At 68.2% G+C, this 18729-nt stretch carries 19 protein-coding genes and 1 riboswitch; of the genes, 6 read left to right on the top strand and 13 right to left on the bottom strand.

What is annotated here, in order from left to right:
- Window positions 1-312 precede the first annotated feature (312 nt).
- The gene (locus BMX85_RS12045) at window positions 313-1824 is read right to left on the bottom strand and encodes a sigma 54-interacting transcriptional regulator (RefSeq protein WP_090317867.1); all 1512 of its coding nucleotides are present in this window, start codon (window positions 1822-1824) and stop codon (window positions 313-315) included.
- Between the two features lie 208 nt (window positions 1825-2032).
- Here BMX85_RS12045 and BMX85_RS12040 point away from each other — a divergent pair, with 208 nt between their 5' ends.
- Complete coding sequence (locus BMX85_RS12040; protein ID WP_090317864.1) at window positions 2033-3736, top strand: diguanylate cyclase; 1704 nt, start codon at window positions 2033-2035, stop codon at window positions 3734-3736.
- Window positions 3737-3835: 99 nt separating this feature from the next.
- Window positions 3836-4264 carry a DUF1801 domain-containing protein gene (locus tag BMX85_RS12035; protein ID WP_090317861.1) on the top strand — a complete coding sequence of 143 codons (429 nt, stop codon included), beginning with the start codon at window positions 3836-3838 and terminating at the stop codon, window positions 4262-4264.
- Window positions 4265-4290: 26 nt separating this feature from the next.
- On the opposite strand, the gene BMX85_RS12030 is transcribed toward BMX85_RS12035, so the two are convergent.
- From BMX85_RS12030 to BMX85_RS11995, 8 genes are all read right to left on the bottom strand, one after another.
- The gene (locus BMX85_RS12030; RefSeq protein WP_090317858.1) at window positions 4291-5679 is read right to left on the bottom strand and encodes a sensor histidine kinase; all 1389 of its coding nucleotides are present in this window, start codon (window positions 5677-5679) and stop codon (window positions 4291-4293) included.
- A complete protein-coding gene (locus tag BMX85_RS12025) occupies window positions 5676-6341 on the bottom strand; it encodes a response regulator transcription factor (protein WP_090317855.1) in 666 nt (221 codons plus the stop codon). Before BMX85_RS12025 ends, BMX85_RS12030 begins: the two co-directional genes overlap by 4 nt.
- Window positions 6342-6361: 20 nt before the next feature.
- Entirely contained in the window at window positions 6362-7024 is a 663-nt protein-coding gene (locus BMX85_RS12020) for a tetratricopeptide repeat protein (protein ID WP_229210419.1), read from the bottom strand.
- Between the two features lie 12 nt (window positions 7025-7036).
- A complete protein-coding gene (locus BMX85_RS12015) occupies window positions 7037-7831 on the bottom strand; it encodes an SDR family oxidoreductase (protein ID WP_218147326.1) in 795 nt (264 codons plus the stop codon).
- Window position 7832: 1 nt separating this feature from the next.
- A complete protein-coding gene (locus BMX85_RS12010) occupies window positions 7833-8507 on the bottom strand; it encodes an iron-containing redox enzyme family protein (RefSeq protein ID WP_090317852.1) in 675 nt (224 codons plus the stop codon).
- Window positions 8504-10003 (bottom strand): AMP-binding protein, encoded by a 1500-nt coding sequence (locus BMX85_RS12005; protein WP_090317850.1) that lies wholly within the window; start codon window positions 10001-10003, stop codon window positions 8504-8506. The genes BMX85_RS12010 and BMX85_RS12005 overlap by 4 nt, the downstream gene beginning before the upstream one ends.
- On the bottom strand, window positions 9987-10622 hold the full coding sequence (locus tag BMX85_RS12000; RefSeq protein ID WP_090317847.1) for a thermostable hemolysin: 636 nt from the start codon (window positions 10620-10622) through the stop codon (window positions 9987-9989). Before BMX85_RS12000 ends, BMX85_RS12005 begins: the two co-directional genes overlap by 17 nt.
- 74 nt (window positions 10623-10696) lie before the next feature.
- Window positions 10697-11917 (bottom strand): D-amino acid dehydrogenase, encoded by a 1221-nt coding sequence (locus tag BMX85_RS11995; protein ID WP_090317844.1) that lies wholly within the window; start codon window positions 11915-11917, stop codon window positions 10697-10699.
- 163 nt (window positions 11918-12080) lie between these two features.
- Window positions 12081-12180, bottom strand: a riboswitch (glycine riboswitch).
- Window positions 12181-12414: 234 nt separating this feature from the next.
- Between BMX85_RS11995 and BMX85_RS11990 the strand changes: the two genes are divergently transcribed.
- Window positions 12415-12942, top strand: coding sequence for a flavodoxin family protein (locus tag BMX85_RS11990; RefSeq protein ID WP_090317841.1), 528 nt, complete (start codon window positions 12415-12417; stop codon window positions 12940-12942).
- A 34-nt stretch (window positions 12943-12976) separates the two neighbouring features.
- Here BMX85_RS11990 and BMX85_RS11985 read toward each other — a convergent pair whose 3' ends face one another.
- Window positions 12977-13804, bottom strand: a complete 828-nt coding sequence (locus BMX85_RS11985) for a lipid-binding SYLF domain-containing protein (protein ID WP_177196729.1) — start codon at window positions 13802-13804, stop codon at window positions 12977-12979.
- Window positions 13805-14065: 261 nt separating this feature from the next.
- On the opposite strand from BMX85_RS11985, the gene BMX85_RS11980 reads away from it, so the two are divergent.
- Entirely contained in the window at window positions 14066-14599 is a 534-nt protein-coding gene (locus tag BMX85_RS11980; protein WP_090317834.1) for an ankyrin repeat domain-containing protein, read from the top strand.
- Window positions 14600-14636: 37 nt separating this feature from the next.
- Here BMX85_RS11980 and BMX85_RS11975 read toward each other — a convergent pair whose 3' ends face one another.
- Window positions 14637-15992 carry a 3-oxoacyl-ACP reductase gene (locus BMX85_RS11975; protein WP_090317831.1) on the bottom strand — a complete coding sequence of 452 codons (1356 nt, stop codon included), beginning with the start codon at window positions 15990-15992 and terminating at the stop codon, window positions 14637-14639.
- A gap of 59 nt (window positions 15993-16051) precedes the next feature.
- The gene (locus BMX85_RS11970) at window positions 16052-16894 is read right to left on the bottom strand and encodes an NnrS family protein (RefSeq protein WP_218147359.1); all 843 of its coding nucleotides are present in this window, start codon (window positions 16892-16894) and stop codon (window positions 16052-16054) included.
- On the opposite strand from BMX85_RS11970, the gene BMX85_RS31305 reads away from it, so the two are divergent.
- Together BMX85_RS31305 and BMX85_RS11965 are read left to right on the top strand one after the other, a co-directional pair.
- A complete protein-coding gene (locus BMX85_RS31305; RefSeq protein ID WP_255372381.1) occupies window positions 16894-17022 on the top strand; it encodes a hypothetical protein in 129 nt (42 codons plus the stop codon). The genes BMX85_RS11970 and BMX85_RS31305 overlap by 1 nt on opposite strands.
- A gap of 10 nt (window positions 17023-17032) precedes the next feature.
- Window positions 17033-17245 carry a DUF3079 domain-containing protein gene (locus BMX85_RS11965; protein WP_090317824.1) on the top strand — a complete coding sequence of 71 codons (213 nt, stop codon included), beginning with the start codon at window positions 17033-17035 and terminating at the stop codon, window positions 17243-17245.
- A gap of 24 nt (window positions 17246-17269) precedes the next feature.
- Here the strand turns inward: BMX85_RS11965 and tssK are convergent, their stop codons facing one another.
- Window positions 17270-18628 carry a type VI secretion system baseplate subunit TssK gene (tssK, locus tag BMX85_RS11960; RefSeq protein ID WP_090319967.1) on the bottom strand — a complete coding sequence of 453 codons (1359 nt, stop codon included), beginning with the start codon at window positions 18626-18628 and terminating at the stop codon, window positions 17270-17272.
- Between the last annotated feature and the right edge of the window lie 101 nt (window positions 18629-18729).

Raw genomic sequence — 18729 nt, 5'->3', positions numbered from 1 at the left:
GCCACATCGACCAGACCTCAGTCGTGTTAGTGGCCGTCCATCAGGACCGCCCATTTTCGAAGGCAGCTACTTAACAACCATAGAACCCTACCATGCGCAATTTCTTGATCTCCGTGGTTGCTTCCACTTCGGAGCGCTGCGCTGCGCGCCGCACAGAAAAAAAATACGCTAACCATGAGCGCGTCCCCGATCACCGACTTGTTACCTAAGGAGTATTCGGCGGTCTGTGGCGGCCCCGAAGCCGAAGTCGGCGGCACCGGCACGATCCCGAAATGAGCCGGTGGCGCTCAGACGCGCCGCACCGACCGCCCCTCAGCCGAGCAAACCCACGCCGCGCAAATGCCGGCGCAACGCCTCGCTCGGCGTCTTGAGCGCCTGCGCGCAGCGCGCGATGTCGTCGCCGAATTCGGCCACCACCCGGTTCAACTCGTTGAGCGGGATGGCGGCCGGCGCGCGGATCCCCGGATGATCGTCGATCAGTTTATACATCGACGGCCGCGACACGCCGAGTGCCTGCGCGGCCGCGCCGACCCGCCAGCCGTTGCCCTCGAGCGCGGCGAGCACGGCGTCGTGATCGAGGTCCGACAGCCGCACCCGCCGCCCCACCGCGCGCACCGTGTCCCCGAGCGGCACGGTGGCGTCGGCGTCGAGCGCGGCGTCGGGCACCAGCGCCTCGAACGGCAGCGGCTCGCCGGCCACGGCGCCGATCAGCGCGCGCCGCACCACCATCGCCAGCTGGCGCACATTGCCCGGCCAGTCGTAACGGCACAATTCGTCCACCAGCGCCACCGGCAGCACGGCCGGGGCGTTGCCGGCGCGCTCCCATTCCTCCATCATGTGGCGGATCAACAGCCCGATATCCTCGCGCCGTTCGCGCAGCGGCGGCAGCCGGATCACGAAGCCTTCCAGCCGGCGCAGCAGCGCCTGGTTGAATCCCGGCCCCAGGTCCTGGTCGGTGGCGGCGATCACGCGCGCGCCGGTCTTGACGTCGGCCGGCGCGCCCAAGGGCCGGTACTGGCCGGTCTCCAGCACGCGCAGCAGCATCGGCTGCACCGACACCGGCGTGTTGCCGATCTCGTCCAAGAAGACGGTGCCGTCCCCGGCTTCGGCGAACCAGCCGCGGCGCGCGTTCTGGGCGCCGGTGTAGGCGCCCTTGACGGCGCCGAACATGTCGGCCGCCGCCAAGGTGTCGCTCAGCGTGGCCATGTTGACCGCCACCAGCGGCCGCTCGCGGCGGGCGCTGGCGGTGTGGATAGCGTGCGCGGCGACCTCCTTGCCGGTGCCGGTCTCCCCCAGCAGCAACACCGGCAGTTGCGTGCCGGCGGCCTGCCGGATCAGCTCGTGCATGCGCAGCACCGCCCCGCTCACCCCCAGCAAGGTGCTGCTGTTGTTGAGGCGCGGCAGTTGATCGCTCCAGTGCAGGCATAGCAGCACGGCGCCGCCCAGGGCCAGCACCACGCCGCGCTCGACGGCGGGGCCGGCCAGCGTCGAGGCGCCCGTCAGCATGCGGCCGTCGACCTCGATACTCATGCGGCTTTGCGGCGTGACGATGGTGATCTGGTCGGCCGCGTCGCGCAGCAGCATCACGGGGTCGCGCGCGATGCGCCGGTCGCCCAGCGCCAGCGGCGAGCCGCCCGGCCGCGCGAACAGCGGCGCGAAGCGGTTCAGCGGCATCTCCATCGATCCCGGCCGCGCGTACGCCTGTTCGCCGACGCGTTCGAGCTGCGGATGCCAGAGGATCGTGAGCGTGAGCAGCCGTTCCGCACTCCCCTTCAGCGACGATAGGTGCGAGGTGAGGGTGTGCTCGGGGTCCTGGTCGATCAAAGCTGCATCCCAAAAATTGTTAAATGCCAATATCTTAACGGACTTATCGACCAAGAGTGTCAATTCAACTATTCTAGTCTGCTAATGTTGCGAACGTTGCCAACCAGCCCGGCGCCGAGTGTGGCGACGGCACGACGAATCCCCGCGCCGGACTGCGACGGCGCACAAACTTGCTTTGAGACACCATGTTTTCGATTCATGATTGGGCATGCACACGCCGCCCATGACCATGATCTCCAGTGAATCCCGCATCAAGTGGCTCGCTTTCATCTTGCTGGTGTTCATGGGCGGGGTCGGCACGTTGCCCTATCTGACCAACCGCAGCGTTCAGCACACCATGGCGCAGCTGAAAGTCACCTCGGCCAAGGAGCGCCATTACCAGTCGATACTGGCGCTGGTGGTGGACGCCGAGACCGGACAGCGCGGCTTCATCCTGACCGGCAAGGAGGAATTCCTGCAGCCCTACCATGCGGCCGTGAGCATGATCGAGCCGCTGCGGGCGACGCTGTGGCAAGAAAGCACCGATCCGGGCGAGCGCGAGGCGCTGGCCAGCATCAAGGTCTCGCTGGACCTCAAGCTCGGTTTGATGGCCGAGACGATCGCGATGCGCCGCGAGCAGGGATTCGCCGCCGCCGAAAAGGTCGTCGCGGCGGGCGCCGGCCGCACGCACATGGAAATCCTGCGCAACCTGATCGGCGGCGAGCTGTCGTCGCTGTCGGTCCACCGCGACGAGTTGCGCGACAAGCTGACGCGCGGCGCCCGCAACGCCATGTACATCAGCGCGGCGGTCAATATCGCCGAGATGATACTGCTGGCGGTGGCGTTGCTGGTCGGCCTGCGCTCGCTGCGCGCGCGCGCCAACGCCGAACGGCTGGCGGCGGAAAACACCGAGGCGCTGCGCCGCGCCGCCGCCGCGTCGGAGCTGCGCAACCAGCAGCTGGCGGTCAGCGCCGACATGCTGCACGCGCTCGAATGCGTCTCCACCGTCGAAGAGGCATCGCTGATCGTCTCCACTTTCTGCCGGAAGCTGGTACCCGGCGTGTCCGGCAGCCTTTACCTGTACCGCAATTCGCGCGATACGCTGGAGCGCAAGGCCAGATGGGGCGAGCTGGCCGACGATGCCGACGTCATCGAACCGGAACAATGCTGGGCGGTGCGGCGCGGCACCGTCCACTTCTGCGCGGGCGACGGCGATTTGCATTGCCGGCATGGCAGCGCCGACCACGCCGGCGCCGGTCCGCGCGTCTGCATGCCGCTGGTGACGCAGGACGCCGTGCTGGGGTGCCTGACGCTGTACGCGGCGCCCGCGCAGCACGACATCTTCGACCGCCAGCGCGAGCTGCTCGCCACACTGAGCGAAGAGATTTCCATGTCGATGAGTAACATCAAATTGCGCGAGACCTTGCGCCTGCAATCGATCATCGATCCGCTGACCGATTTGTACAACCGCCGTTACATGGACGAGACGCTGCGGCGCGAACTGATACGCTCGCAGCGGAGCGCCAAGCCGCTGGCGATCGTGGTCCTGGACCTGGATCACTTCAAGCGCACCAACGACACCTACGGCCACGACGGCGGCGACACCATCCTCAAGCGGGTGGCGCAGGTGCTGCTGACGAACATCCGCGCGTGCGACGTGGCTTGCCGCTTCGGCGGCGAGGAGATGGTCGTGCTGCTGCCCGATTGCGACATCGGCCTGGCGGCGCAGCGCGCGGAGGTCATTCGCGGCTTGATCGAAGCGCTCCAGGTGACGCACGGCGGCCACACCGTGCGCACCACCGCGTCGTTGGGCGTGGCCGGCTACCCGGACCATGGCGCCGAGCCGGCGGCGCTGTTCCAGGCGGCCGACAAGGCGCTGTACCAGGCCAAGCATGATGGCAGAAATCGGGTCGTCCGGGCCGCCGCTCGGTAGACGGCTGGCGCCTGCACCGATGCGCCGACGCGGCGGGCGTGATCGGCGTACAATCGGGTATCCTGGACGGTTCACCCATCCATCCGTGGAGCTGACGCCATGGCGACAAAACCCGTTACCACAACCGGGCCGGCCCTCCTTTCGGGCGGCAATCCGCAAATTCCGAAGGCCTACGGCGACGCGCCGGTGCAGGCCTACATCGCAGCCATGCCGGGCTGGAAAAGCGACCTTGGACGACGCTTGGACGAGATCATCGTCCGCACCGTCCCCGGCGTGGCCAAGGCGGTCAAATGGAACACGCCCCTATACGGAATCGCCGACCAGGGCTGGTTCCTGGGCTTCCATTGTTTCACCACGTATGTGAAAGTGACCTTCTTCAACGGCGGCTTTCTCGATCCGCTGCCGCCGGGCGCGTCCAAAACAGCCGGTGTGCGCCACCTCGACGTCCGCGCGGAAGACCCGCTCGACGAAATCCGGTTCGCCGAATGGGTGCGCCAGGCCAGCCTGCTGCCGGGACAGCGGATGTGAGGGGCGCCCGGCGATCGCGCGGCGCACTACGCCAGCGGCAAACTCACCAGCACCAGCGTGCCGCGCCCGTCTTCCCTGGTCTGCACGACGATGCGGCCGTGGTGCTGGTCGACGATCTCCTTGACGATGGCCAGGCCCAGCCCGTGGCCGCCGACGGCCGCGCCCGGTAGCCGGTAATACGGCGTGAACAGGTTGGCCAGCTCGTTGTCCGGGATCGGCACGCCGTCGTTCGACACGCCCAGCAGCGCCATGCCGTCGACGGCGTCGAGCGTGACCAGGATGTCGCCGTGGGCGGCGCCATGGACCGAGGCGTTATCGATCAGGTTTTGCAGCATGCGCTGCAGCTGCGACGGCTCGCCCCGCACATGGCACTCGTGCTGGGCGTCGAGGCCGACGCTTTGGCCGCGGCGGTCGATCAGCGGCTCGACGGCGCCGATCACCTCGCAGCACAGCGCACGCAGCGACAACCGCTGCATTTGGCAGGCGTCGCCGCCGGCGGTGATGCGGCTCAGTGCCAGCAGCTGCTCGGCCAGCTTGCTGGTGCGGCGCGCCCCGGCCATCGCCGATTCGAGCGAGCTTTGCCGCTGGGCCGGCGTGCTCGCGCGCAGCGCGTTTTCCATGTGCAGCTGCACCGCCGCGATCGGCGTGCGGATCTCGTGCGCGGCCGCGTTGAGGAAGCGCTGTTCGCGCTCGAAAGCGGCGCGGATGCGGTCGAGCAGGTGGTTGAGCTCGGTGATGATGGGCGCCAGCTCCAGCGGCGTGGCCGGCAGCTCGACGATGTCGAGCGACTCGGGCGCGCGCGCGGCGATCAGCGCGGCCAGCGACGACAGCGGCCGCATATTGCGCAGCAACAGGAAGTTGACGGCCACCAGCATCAGCACACCGCCGGCGGCGAGCGGGGTCAGGATCGACATGCCGACGTCGTGCGACATCTCCTGGCGCACCTCGTCCTTTTCGGCCGTCAGCACCCAGACGTTGCCCGAGCGCAGTCCAAACACCTGCCACGGCACGCCGCCGATCGGATGTTCGGAAAAGCCGGCCCGCAGCGGCGCCAGCGCCACCGTCGGCGCCGACGCCGATTTGGCCAGCAAGGCGCCGTCGTCGCGCCACACCTGGAACGCGATCTTGGTCTCGTAGCGGTGGCCGTACACCTTGGGCTCGTTGCTGGTGCTGGTCTCGAGCTCGCGCGGCAGCGCGATCACCAACGGCTTGTTGATCGTGGCCGACGTCAGTTGATGCGCCACCAGCGCCTCGAGCACGCGCGCCGACGTCGCCAGGCGCGCGCTGAACAGCTCGTCGGACTCGCGCCGCGCCACGTGGTGCGCGCCCAGGCCGATGCCGCCGAAGATGGCCAGCATGCACAGCAAGGTGGCCGCCACCAGCCGGCGCCGTCCGGAATACAGTTTGGTGCTCATGGCGCCAGGTCGCCGATGCGGTAGCCGACGCCGCGCACGGTCTTGATGATGGCCGGGGCGATTTTCTTGCGCAGGTGGTGCACGTGGACATCGATGGTGTTGCTCTCGGCGCCCTCGCCCCAGCCGTACAGGGTCTCCTCGAGCTGGGCGCGGTTGAACACGCGTCGCGGGTTTTCCGCCAGCTGTTGCAACAGCAGGAATTCGAGCCGCTGAAGCTCGACCGGCCGGCCCTGCCAGCTGGCCGCCAGGCTCTCCGGCTGCAACACCAGCGCGCCCAGCACCAACTGGTTGACCTGGCGCCCGCTGCGGCGGCGCGCCAGCACCCGCAGGCGCGCCAGCAGCTCGTCGAGCTCGAACGGTTTGACCAGGTAGTCGTCGGCGCCCAGATCGAGCCCGGCGATGCGGTCGCGCGTGGCGTCGCGCGCCGACAGGATCAGCACCGGGATCGGGTCGCCGCCGGCGCGCACCGCGCGCAGCACCTCGGTGCCGTCGAGCGTGGGCAGGCCCAGGTCGAGCACCGCCAGATCGAAGTGGTTGTGGCCGAGCGCGGCGAGCGCGGCCGGGCCGTCGTCCACGTGCTCGACGGTGTAATGGGCGCGCCGCAGCGCCACCAGCAATCCGCTCGCGATCAGTGGATCGTCCTCTACCAGCAAAATTCTCAAGTGGCCGCCTCCCTGTCCGATTATTTGCGCTTGGCGGCGATTTTGTCCAGCAATTGTTGGATCTCGGCACGACGGCCCTCGTCGGCCACCTTGCGGCCCGGACGCGGCGGCGCCTGCAGCGCCTTGTTGAGCGCGCGGCCGGCCTCGGCGTAGTCGCCCTTGCGGAACAGGTAGTCGCCGTAAAAAAAGTTCGGATCGATGCCGTCCGGATTGACCGCCAACCCTTTTTTAAGCAGCTCGAGCGCCTTCTTGTCGTCGCCGAAGCCGATCGGCCAGCCCGGCACCTGGTAGTACAGCGAGCCCAGGCTGGTGTAGGCGGAGCCCGCCAGGGCGTCCGGATCGATGGCCAGCGCCTGCTCCAGCGCCTGGCGCGCGTTCTTGGCGTTCGACAGCGCGCCCAGGCCGCCCCTGGCGCCGGCGTAGGTCGATTCGATGATGGCCTGCCAGATCAGCAGGTCGGCGCTGCCCGGGTGCTGGGCGGCGCTGGCGCGCGCCTCGCCCAGCAGGCGTTCGTACTGCGGCTCCTGGGCGTCGGCCGGCGTCTTGTAGCGGATCTGCTCCCATTGCTGTTGCAGTTTGGCGACATCCTCCGGCACGCCGGCCAGCGCGGCCCATGGCAGGCAGGCGGCGGCCAGCAGCGCCAGCGCGCGGCGGCGGAAGTGTTTCATGGTGGTGGCTTGCATGGTCGATTTCCTTTACTTGGGCAGGTGTTTGCGGATCACCGGCAATTGCTTGCGGATCGCGCCGTCGGGCAGGCCCGGCAGCAGCTTATTGAGCAGCACGAAAAAGCGCTCGCCGGCGCCCAGCGTGCGCTGCCAGGCGGCGCCTTCGAGGAAGGCGATGAACTCGGCGGCGACCGCCTCGGGCGTGTCCTCGGCCGTCTTCAGTTCGCCGTTCATGGCGCTGACGGCCTCGCTGTTGATGCCGGTGCGGGTGGCGCGCGGGGCGAAGTGGCGCACCTCGACGCCGGTGTCGGACAATTCGCGCCGCAGCGCCTGCGAAAACCCGGCCAGGCCGGCCTTGCTGGCGCCGTAGGCGGCGAAGCCGGGAAAGCCGAGCGCGCCGAGCACCGAACCGATGTTGACGATCTGCGCCGACGGCGCCTGCCGCAGCAGCGGCAACAGCTGGCGCGTGAGCAACATCGGCGCCAGCAGATTGGTGTCGAGCATGGCACGGATGGCGTCGGCCGGCTGCGTCTCGAAACTGTGGAAGCCGCTCACGCCGGCGTTGTTGACCAGCAGGTTGACGCCGCCGGCGGCGCGCGCGGCCGACTCGATGGCCGCCAGCGTGGCCGCCTCGGTCAGGTCGCCGCACACCAGTTGCACCGGCACCGGCAGCTCGGCGCGCAGCGCCTGCAGCGGCGCGGCGCGGCGCCCGACCAGGATCAGCGCGTCGGCGCCGGGCGCCAGCCGGCGCGCGATGGCCGCGCCGATGCCGCCGCCGGCGCCGGTGATGACCGCGCGGTGGCGGGCGGGGATGCGCGCGCCCACGTCAGGCCCCGCCGTCGAACAACGCCGCGCCGTGCGGCAGGCTGCGGAACACGTCGCCGTACAACCCGTACATCATGCGCGCCACGTGCAGCACGGCGCCCTGGTCGTCGCTCGCATCGAGCCGGTTCATCAGCGTTTCGAAGAAGGCCACGTGTTCGAGGTCGAGGCTGCCGTGCGAGCTCAGATAGCTGAACGCCTGCGGCGGCAGCCCGAGCGCGCCGCGCATGGTCTCGGCCGCGTGCGTGGCCAGCGCCGTGCTGGTGCCCTCGAGCACGTGGACCATGCCGAAGAAGCCGACCGGGTTGCCGCGGTCGACCTGGTGGTAGGCGTAGGCGACCATCAACTCGGTGCTGGGGTGCGGCCGGCCGTGGCGCACGGCGTCGGCGTCGCCGCCGCACGCCTCGATGTCGGACAAGATCCATTCCTGGTGGCCGACCTCCTCGGCGATATAGTCGGCGATGGCCTCGCGCAGCCATTCGCGGCGCGCGTCGAGGCGGCTGCCGCAGGCCATCAGCAGCGGTACCGTGTGCCGCACGTGGTGGTAGGCCTGGCCGAGGAAGGCCACATACTGGGCGGTGGTGACGTGGCCGCGCAGCGCGTCCTGGATGATCGGGATGGCGAACAGGCGCTGGCGCTCCGGCTCCGAGCCGGCCTTGAGGGTGTCGAAGAAATTCATGCGGTGGTCTCCGTGGTGTCGTATAGCGCCGCGATCTGCGGCGCGTAATGTTGATGGATGACGGCGCGGCGCGGACGGCCGTTGGCGGTGGCCTGGCCGTTGGCCGGCGTGAACGGCTCGGCCAGCGACCAGCGCCGCACCTGGGCGTAGTCGGGCAGGTCGAGGTTGGCGCGCGCCACCGCCGCGGCGATCTGGTCGGCGCCGATGTGGGGGGCCAGCGGCACGATCAGCGCGGCCAGATACGGCTGGGCGTCGCCGACCACCAGCGCCTGGCCGATGGCGCCGGTGCCCAGCAGCGCCGCTTCCGGCCATTCGGGCGAGACGTTGCGGCCGTAGCCGGTGATCAGGATGTCCTTCTTGCGCCCGTCGATGTGCAGGAAGCCGTCGGCGTCGAGGTGGCCGAGGTCGCCCGTGGCCAGCCAGTCGCCCGGCCGGCCAGGCGGCTGGCCCAGATAATGCGCGGCGTCGCCGCCGACCTCGATCTCGCCGTCGGCGGCGATGCGCACCGGACGGTGCGCCAGCGGCTTGCCGACGCTGCCCTCGCGTGCCGCGCCGGGCAGGTTGAGCGCCACCACCGAGGCGCACTCGGACAGGCCATAGCCCTCGAACACGGGCAGCCCGCGCGCGCGCGCCGCCGCCAGCAGCCGCGGCGGCGTCCTGGCGCCGCCGACGGCCACGAAGCGCAGGCTGGCCAGGCGCGGATCGTTTGGCGCGCTCACCGCCACCAGCGCCTGCAGCATCTGCGGCAGCACGATGATGCTGTGCGGGCGGTGCCGTTCGATGGCCGCCAGGCACACCAGCGGATCGAAGCGGCTGGCGCCGGCCAGCCCGGTCTCGGCCAGCGGCGGGCAAATGGTGGTGGCGCCGCTGAGCAGCGCCGTGTACGGGCCGGCGATGTTCTCGAGCAGCACGGCGAACGGCAGCAGGCACAAATGGCGCTCCAGTGCCAGGCCGGCGACGCCGTCGCGCAGCGCCCGCGCCACCTGCCACTGCTGCTCAAGGCTCAGGCAGACGCCCTTCGGGGTCGACGTGGTGCCGGAGGTGAAGGTGATCTTCTGGATGCCGGCCAGCGCGTCCGGGGGGCGCGCGGCGGCGGTGTCGGCCGCCTCGCACAGCACCAGCGCGCCGCCGCAGGCAACGGCGCCGACGAAGCCGAGCGCCGCGCCCTGCGCGGGGTTGGCGCAAAACAGCGCGGTGGCGCCGCTGTCGGCGAGCACATGCATCCATTGCGCCGCGGTGAAAAATAGCGGCAGCGGCACCAGGGTCAGTCCGAGCTGCTGGGTGGCCAGGTCGACGGCGAGCCATTCGGGGCTGTTGTCGGCCAGGATGGCCACCGGCGCGCGCGGCGCCGTGCGCGCCAGCAGCACGGCGCAGATCTGCGCCACCCGCTGGCGCAACGCGGCGCCGTCAAGGGTGTGCGCGCCGTCGCTCAGCACCGGCGCGCCGGCGCCGAAGCGGCCCGCAAGTGGATCGACAAGGTCAGGTAAGTTGTGCATAGCCGTAGCGGATGTCGCCAAACATCACTTTAGGTTGGGTGTCGTAATAGCTGCCCCAGCGCCGGCCGGCATCGGCCAGGCGCGCCGGATCGGCAGGCGCGAGCACCTGCGGCTGCAGCCGCAGGCGGGTGAAGGAATTGAGCAGGCTGACGGTGGCCGTGAACGCGACCCAGCGCAAGCCCTGCGCGTGCAGGTGGCGCGTGGTGCTGACGATCAGCGCGCGCGCCGCGCCCGGGTGGCCGGACGCCAGGTTGCCGACCTCGACGATGTCGGCGCGCGCCACCGGCGCGCCGGCGCGCCCGCCCAGCGCCGACTCGATCGGCGTGTCCAGATACTGCTCGAGGAAGACCGGGCCGTCGGCCGCCAGCGAGTAGCCGAGCGCGGCCACCCAACGGCCGTGGCCGTCGCGGCAACCGAGCAGCACGTCGCAAAAATGGCTGACCTCGGCGCCGTAGGCGTCGCGAAAGGAAGCGGCGATGAACGCTTCGAGTTCGCGCCGGCCTTCCTGGCCCGGCCCGTAGCGCTCGACGGCGAACCGCGTCGCGCGCCGCGCCCGCCCCGGCGGCGGGGCCGGCGCGCGGGCGGCAGCGCCGGCCGGCAAAGCTATGGTATCGATCATGACCACCCCACAATTCGTTGCATTGGGGTGACTGTAAGCAACCAACATTACGCCCAGATTAACCGGGATTTAATTTAGCGGCCCGCCGCGCCCACCGTTTCGGCCAGGATCTCGGCCGTGGCCGCCGACAGCGTCCAGCCCAGGTGCCCGTGGCCGGTGTTGTAGAACACCGTCGGCGCCCTGCCGCGTCCGACGCGCGGCATCAGGTCGGGCATCATCGGCCGCAGTCCCGCCCACGGCGTCACGCTGCGCGTGCCCACCCCCGGGAAGCATTGCTGCACCCAGTTCACCAGCGGCGCGATGCGGTCGGCGCGGATATCGCGGTTAAACCCGTTGAACTCCGCCGTGCCGGCGACGCGGAAACGCTCGTCGCCCAGCCGGCTGGTCACCAGCTTGGTCGCGTCGTCGAGCAGGCTGACGGTCGGCGCGGCCGCCCGGCTGGCGGCGTCGTCCAGGTGCACCGTGATCGAATAGCCCTTGACCGGATAGACGTTGACGCGGTCGCCCAGCATCGCCGCCATCGCGCGGCTGGCGGTGCCGGCGCAAACGACCACCGCGTCGTAGCGGCGCGTGGCGCCGGAGTCGTCCGCCTCGACGGTGATGTCGACGCCGTCGACGCCGGCCCGCATGGCCGTCACGTGCTGGCCGAAGCGCAGGTCGGCGCCCAGCCGTTGCGCCGCCCGCGCCAGGCCGGTGGTGAATTTATGGATATCGCCGGTGCTGTCGCTGACGGTGTAGTGGCCGCCGTAGTAGTCGCCGCGCAGGGTCGGCTCGATGGCGCGCATCTCCTCCGGCGTGACGGCGCGGCGCGACAGGCCGCCCTGCAGCAACAGTTTCGAGACCCCGGCGGCGTGCTCGAATCCGGCGCGGTCGCGGTAGATGTGCAAAATGCCTTCGCGCTTGAGGTCGAAGGCGATGTCCTCGTCCCTGGCCCATTGGAAAAGGTGCTCGCGCGCGGCCAGCGCCAGCCGCGCGGTGGCGACGGTGTTGTCGCGGTAGTGCGGCATGGCGGCGATGAATTCGGCGAACCAAGACAGCTTGTGCCAGCTCGGTGTGGGATTGACCAGCAGCGGCGCGTCGCTCCTCAACATCCACTTCAGGCCCTTGGCGATGGTGGAGCTGTGATTCCACACTTCCGCGTTGGAGGCCGACAGCTGGCCGCCGTTGGCGAACGAGGTTTCCATCGCCGCATAGCGGTGGCGTTCCAGCAGCGTGACGGCGAAGCCGCGTTTGGCGAGGGCGTAGGCGGTGGTGACGCCGGTGATGCCGCCGCCAATGATTGCTATTGTTTTCATGGGGGACTCCAGACCGTCAAAGGGGATGGTCTCGGCGCACATGCGCAAAGACACCCCCTCTGTTCTGGACCTGAGAGATTCACGCCGGGCCGCGATGGCGGCAGCGTTTGCTCCTTCGGTGCGGGTGGACGACGTCCAAGTCCTGCCGCTCTTCAGAGTGTAAAGTGCTGTATCGGTCCTTTTGCCTGAGAGTTTCCGGGGCGGTTGCTCCTTCGGCGCCGTTCGTCAGCCTGTGCTGGAACGGTCTCTCCCGATACGGCGGTGGCTTTTGGCCACAACGGCGCCAGCTTACCTGAAAAATCGCGGCCTGACCATTCGTCCCGCACATCGGGTTACTAGCAACCCGCCCAGGTGCGCGCACCGGCATTTGCGCCGGCGCAGCACCGATGGCGACGGGCGGCGGACAATCGGCACGGCGGGGAACCGTCGTCACCCCTATTGGTCAAACCAGCAACGACCCCGCCCCGCCGGTCGCCATGCGCTGAAAAGGAGCTGCCATGAAACTATGCCTCATCGTGTACTACTCTCGCACCGGAACGACCGCCAAACTGGCCGATGCGCTGGCCCAAGCTTGCGGCGCCGACGTCGAGCGGCTTCAGGACTTGCACCCGCGCGACGGCGCCCTCGGCTTCATGCGTTCCGCATGGCAGGGATGGCGCAAGGCGCCGGGCGACATCGCGCCGCCGCAACGCCGCCCTTCGGACTACCCCTTCATTGTGCTGGGCACGCCGGTCTGGGCCGGGAACATGAGCGCGCCGATGCGCCGCTACATCCTGCGCCAGCGCGAGCATTTCCGCCGGGTCGGACTGTTCTGCACGGCCGCCGGCGGCGACGGCCGGGACGCGCTCACGTCGATGGCGGCGATGTGCAACAAGCTGCCCGTGGCCAGCATGTCCCTGCGCCAAGGCGACGTGCTGGCCGGACGCTATCAACAAGCACTGGCGGATTTCACCAGCGAGCTGGCGATCGTCCAGCGGGACGAAGCCCGGACGGCGCCGTCCGCCCCGCTGGCATCTCCGGTCTAGACCGAGGCGTCGCAGCGCGGCGGCGCTTCCGGCGTCAACGGGCGATGGTCGCCGCCTGGCCCAGCGCCTGCCGCAGCGGTTCGGACTGCGGATTGCTGGCGGTGCCCGCCGCGATCTCCCTTGGCGACAAGGTCCGGCCATAGTAAGCATTGGTCAGGCTTTGGTTGAAGCGGATATCGTTGATGCCCACCGCGACCACGTCGCCGAACAAGCCCTTGGTCCCGCTCCAGGCCACGACGTCGCCGGTGCCCGCCGTTCCCTGCGCCAGCCTGCTCCAGTTCAGCACCGTAAGACCGGCGTCGGCGCTCAGCGCGAGATTGTTTTTCTTCATGAACTCGCCGACCGCCTTCTCGTTATTGAGAACCAGCGCGATCGGTCCGCCTTGCGCGCCCGCCTGCAGCCCGACCGTCAAGCCACCCAAATCGTAGAACGCCGGCCCGCTCCAGCCGCCGTCGGCCCCTTTCAGCAGCAACAAGCCGGCGCCGCCATGGGCGCCGACGCCCAGCGCCGCCCGGCCATAGGACGGCACGATCAGCACGCCTTTTGCCTGTTGCAGCAATTGCTTCATGCGCGGTTCCGCCTCCAGCTGGCGCACCACGGCCAACGCGTCGCCGACCCGCTGCGATGCCCGCTGGGCTGGCTTTGCGCCGAGACCGGCGGTATCGGTTTGGCCGCTGCGGGAGCTCTGCCCGGTTTGGCCGCCCGTGCCGGCCGCGCCGGACTGTCCGCCCGGTCCCGTCTGGCCGCTTTGACCGCCGGAGCCGCTCTGCCCGCCTGCTGACTGTGCCACCGCCGCGCCCGATATCAACATCGCGGCCACCCATGCAAACGCCCTCGCCTGCTGCTTACGTTCGATCGCCATATCTCCCCCCCTTTTTATCCGCTGCATGTCGTACGCGGGTTGCGTACCCAAACCATGCTAGCGCCGGACGCCCGGCAATGCCCTTGATCTCACGCAAAGTGTGCGGGAAAACCGGCTGTCAGGTGATAGGCCGCAAGAAGATCATTCCTTGAGTCCGCTATTCGCGCGACCCTGCCTTGCGCGTGCGACAGCGTACATCGCTTAAAATCGAACGTAGGCATACTTATCGTCATCCCGAAACTAACCTGATGAAAGCTCGACATGGCAGAGAATGACAAGACGGCAGCGCCGGCCCCGGTGATGGACGCGGACACCCTGGAATTCATACGCGGCGTTTTCAATCTGGTGCGCGCCGGCGAAGCCGAACGCCTGGCCGGCATGGTGGCCAAGGGCTTGCCCGTCAGCTTCCGCAACGAGAAAGGCGACAGCCTGATCATGCTGGCCTGCTATCACGGCCACCTGGACACGGCGCGCGTGCTGCTCGAAGCCGGCGCCGACCCGAACGTGCCCAACGACCAGGGCCAGACCCCGCTGGCCGGCGTCGCCTACAAAGGATACCTCGACATCGCCAAACTGCTGCTGGCCCATGGCGCCAATATTGAAGGCGCCAGCCCGGACGGCAAGACGCCGCTGATGATGGCGGCCATGTTCAACCGCACCGACATCCTCAATCTGTTGATCGAACGCGGCGCCGCCGTCGACGCGGTCGACAGCCGGGGCATGACGGCGACCTCGCTGGCGCAGACCATGGGGGCAAAAGATACGGCCGCGCTGTTGGCTGAAAAAGCCGCATAAGCCTCATAGGCCACGTCGCGGTCGCCGCGCCCCCCGCCTACGCCCCGATTAGGCCCTGCCCGCAAACGCGCAGGGTCGCGCCGCTGATGCCGAACGCGCCCGGGGTGGCCAGGAAGGCCACCAGCTCGGCGACATCGCGCGGCTGTCCGCTCTGTTTCACCGAATTGAGGCGGCGGCCGATCTCCCGCACGACCACGGGCATGGCGTCGGTCATCGGCGTATCGATGAAGCCCGGCGCCACGGCGTTGATGCAGATGCCGCGCGCCGCCAGCAACGGCGCCTGGGCAGCCACATAACCGATCAACGCGGCCTTGGACGCGGCATAGTTGGTCTGCCCGAAATTTCCCGCCACACCGCTGACCGACGACAGGCAGACGATGCGCCCCTCGTCGCGCAGCACCCCACTTTCCAGCAACCGCTGGTCGATCGCCATCACGGCGGCGAGGTTGACCTGCACCACCAGATCCCAGAAATGCGCCTGCATATTGGCCAGCGTGCGGTCGCGCGTGATACCGGCGTTATGGACCACGATGTCGATGCCGCCGAAGCGTTCGAGCAAAAAGTCGGCCAGACGCTCGGCGCTGTCCTGCGCCGCGATGTCGGCCAGGAAGGGAACGGCGGCATGCCGCTCGCACGCCGCGTGCAGCGCCTCCGCTGCGGCCGGCACGTCGAGCGCGACGACGGTGGCGCCCTCTTGCGCCAGCCGTTCCAGCACGGCCAGGCCGATGCCCCTGGCGGCGCCTGTCACCAGCGCGATCTTGCCGGACAAGACCCGCGTCGACGGCATGCCGGAGGGAGCGGCGACGCCGCCGCCGAGATAAAACGCCTGCCCAGTCACATAAGTGGTGCGGGCGCCGCAGAAGAAGCGCAACGGGCCGTCGAGCCGGTCGAGCGCGTCGCGGGCCACATAACCGAGGTTGACCGTAATACCTTTTGCGCCGACTTCTTTTGCCAGCGAGCGCACGAACCCCTCCACGCCACGGGCGACGGCGGCGGCAACCGGCGTTGCCGCTTCGCCGGGATCGGCCGCCAGTATCAGCACCCGCGCATTGCGAGCCAACTGCCGCACGATGGGATGCAAACCGTCATAAAATCCCCGATAATCCTGTGGCGTCACGCAACCGGTCGCGTCCATCGCGACAATATCGAGCGGCCCGGCGCCAATGGACGGCGCGTCCAACGCTGCCGTGCCGGCGCGGGCAAAGACCGCCGCCATTGCCTCGGCGGCATAGCCGCCGGCGGTGCGACACAACAAAACGCGCTTGCCATCGAACGGCCGCTCCACATACGGGCCCGCCTCGCGCGCCAGCGGCACGGGATTCGGCAGGCCGACAGCCTTGGCGATCGCGCCGGTCAGCGGATTGGCGTTCAAGCGCATTAACAAGTCGGACATGTGATTCTCTTGGTTGCGGGTAACACCGCATTATGCCCGCATCGGCGGCCGGCGCCGATCTAGCCCGATTTTCCGTCCACCCGCGCGTTGGCCAGATAGGGCCGGTAGACCGCCGCATGCAGCCCGAATGCGACCGCCCAGCAGGCCGCACTGACCAGCAGCAGCGCCCCGGCCGCATTGTCCCAGCCCAGCGCCGACAGCACGCGCGACAAGGCGCTGAGCTGGATCAGCACGAACATCGCGCGCTCGGCGCGGCCCGCCTTGAGAGGACGTCCGGTGTGGCCCAGGGTCGTGCGCGTCATCATACCGAGCATCAGTCCCGCCATCGATCCGACCGCCAGCGCGTGGAACCCGGCGCTGGCGCTCGCCAGTTGCCAGCTCGCCAGCGCGAGCAGCACGAAGCCGACCGCGATCCACCCATAAGACAGGTGCATGATCCACAGCAGCGGCACCGACAGCGTGCGGAGCGCCTGCCAACGCCACAAGCGCAGCAGCACCAGCGCGGCGGCCGCCAGCACCAGCGGCGCGAACAGCCACGCAGGCGCCGCCGCCACCCACGCCAGCGCCGAGGCCGCCACCAGGCCGATCGACACGCGGTCGAGCTTGGGCTGCACCAGCGGCGGGGTGCCTGGCGCGCCGTTGCGGGTGAATATCGGGATGATGCGGGTGCCGATGGCCGTCTCCATGATGACGATCACCAGGATCGCCGCCTGCACCGGCACCACCGGCGTCAGCGCCAGCCAGCCCAGTGTGATCGCATGGAACACGCCGTTGGCCACCGCCATCAGACCCAGCAGGACAACCAGGAAGTAATTGCGCTTGTTGCCGGATTGGCGCATCACGCGCCACAACGGCCACGCGGCCAGCGGCAGGAACAGCCAGTCGACCACGGCGGCGGCCAATGGCGGCGCCAGCAGCATCGCCGCAGACCGACGCGGCGTTGAACAAGATGCTCTCGGCGATCCAGAACGGCCAGATGGACCGGCTGCTGGCGTTCGACCGCAGCGGCGACCTGTTACGCCACGCGTGAGGCGGCGGCCATGGCCAAAATCTTTCCGCTGCGCCCGGCCAAGCCGGAGTTGATTTGCTGGGGCTGCGACAAGTATTGCGCCGCCAGCGACATGATCTGCGGGAACGGCTCGGACCGCACGCAGCATCCGGTGGAGCTGTTTGGCGAGGATTGGGATACGTACGGGCTGAACGCCAAGGACACGCCGCCGGAACCGAAAAAGTCCGGTACCGACAAAGCCTGATTCGTCGTGGTGTCTCGAATCGATTCAACCGGAAATGGCGAACAGTTCCAATTTCAGGCCGTCGAATCCTTGCGGTGGCACGAAAATCGTGATCGCTTGTGATTTCATCATCGATTCATACAGCGCGCCTTTCGGTTCGATGGAAAAATAATAGGTATTGGGGCGTACCGGAACCGCCGATGGCACTTGCGCCATATGCACCAATTCGATACCGCGCAGCGCGGAATTAACGATCGCGGAGATATCGTCGGGGCCGGCGATCTTGAAGCGCAACGGCACAATCTGCACCAGCTCGAGCGCCGGAACGTCGGCGTTGACCGCAATGCCCAGGCGTGTGCGTTCGTCGATCTTGGACGCATCGAGCGGCGCGCGGAAGTGCCTGGTGCGCTGCTCGTCGTCCTGCGACAGGGGGATGGTGAAATACTTCGACGAGATGACGGTATCAAGCAGGTCGCGCACGATGAGGTTCAGCCGTTGAAACGCTGGCGCCGAGTTTTCATGTTCATACTGCGGCAGCTCGGCCAGCGCGTATTTGGTCGACAGCGCCATTAGTCCTCCCGCAAACTTCATCAGCTGCTCGAAAAAATGTTCCGGATGATGTTGCCGCTGTCGCGCCAAATGAATCAAACCGGCGGCACCGCTGCTGACGGCATGCAGCATCCAGAATGAGGCGAGATCTCCACTCTGTACCTCGACCACATGTTTGGAAGGTTGCCGATGTCGCTGGTACAGCGCCTCGATCTTAGCGCTCAGTTTGGCTAACAGGCCGTCGAGCACAACCGACAGCCCGGCAGAGGCCCGGATGGACACGCTGGGCGGGAAAAATCCTGGATCGACCTCGAAGCCGCCGCTGACCATGCGTGCAATCCGCACCACCGGGAAACTAAGATAGTCGCCCCGCGTCTCCAAGTGAGACAGTAAATGCACCGCTTTGCGCAAGCAGCTGACCTCTGTGCTCAGCGCCTCGCCGAACAAGTCGGGCATGTCCCGGTCGACCGGGAGATAACGCGCTTGGGAACGCGCCACGTCGGCGTCACCCAGGTTGCCTCCGTGTGCCTTGAACGCCGGCAGCGCGGCGTAAAACGTAAAAACTTGCACATCGGCCGGCAACGCGGCCAGGTCCACCGGCATCGGCAACGCATCCGCGTGCGGCGCCTCGTAGATTTCTCCGTCCGGGAATACCAACGATAGCGCATCGGCGCTGAGCATATTACTTGCCAGCGCATCCGCATTCCACTGCACCTCGCGCACTCCCCACAGATGGGGATTGAGCATGGAGGCGATGCGTTGCAGGCGCGCTTCGTGATAGCGATCCTGCTGCTGCAATTGTTGCGGCCCCAGTGTCAGCCCCTCGGTCCATAAAACTTTTAGTGGCAAGCTCATCATCATCCTCGAAGTGGCTGTGTACGTAGCTCCAAGCGTCGCCGATCCTGTCGCCTAACTTCTTGCGTTACAACAAGTTGTCGAGAGGAAAGGCGCTGATA

This window comes from Duganella sp. CF517, from assembly GCF_900110275.1.
Classification (GTDB): Bacteria; Pseudomonadota; Gammaproteobacteria; order Burkholderiales; family Burkholderiaceae_D; genus Rugamonas.
The sequence above is the reverse complement of the archived record's forward strand: the minus strand, read 5'-3'. Positions and strand labels throughout refer to the sequence as shown.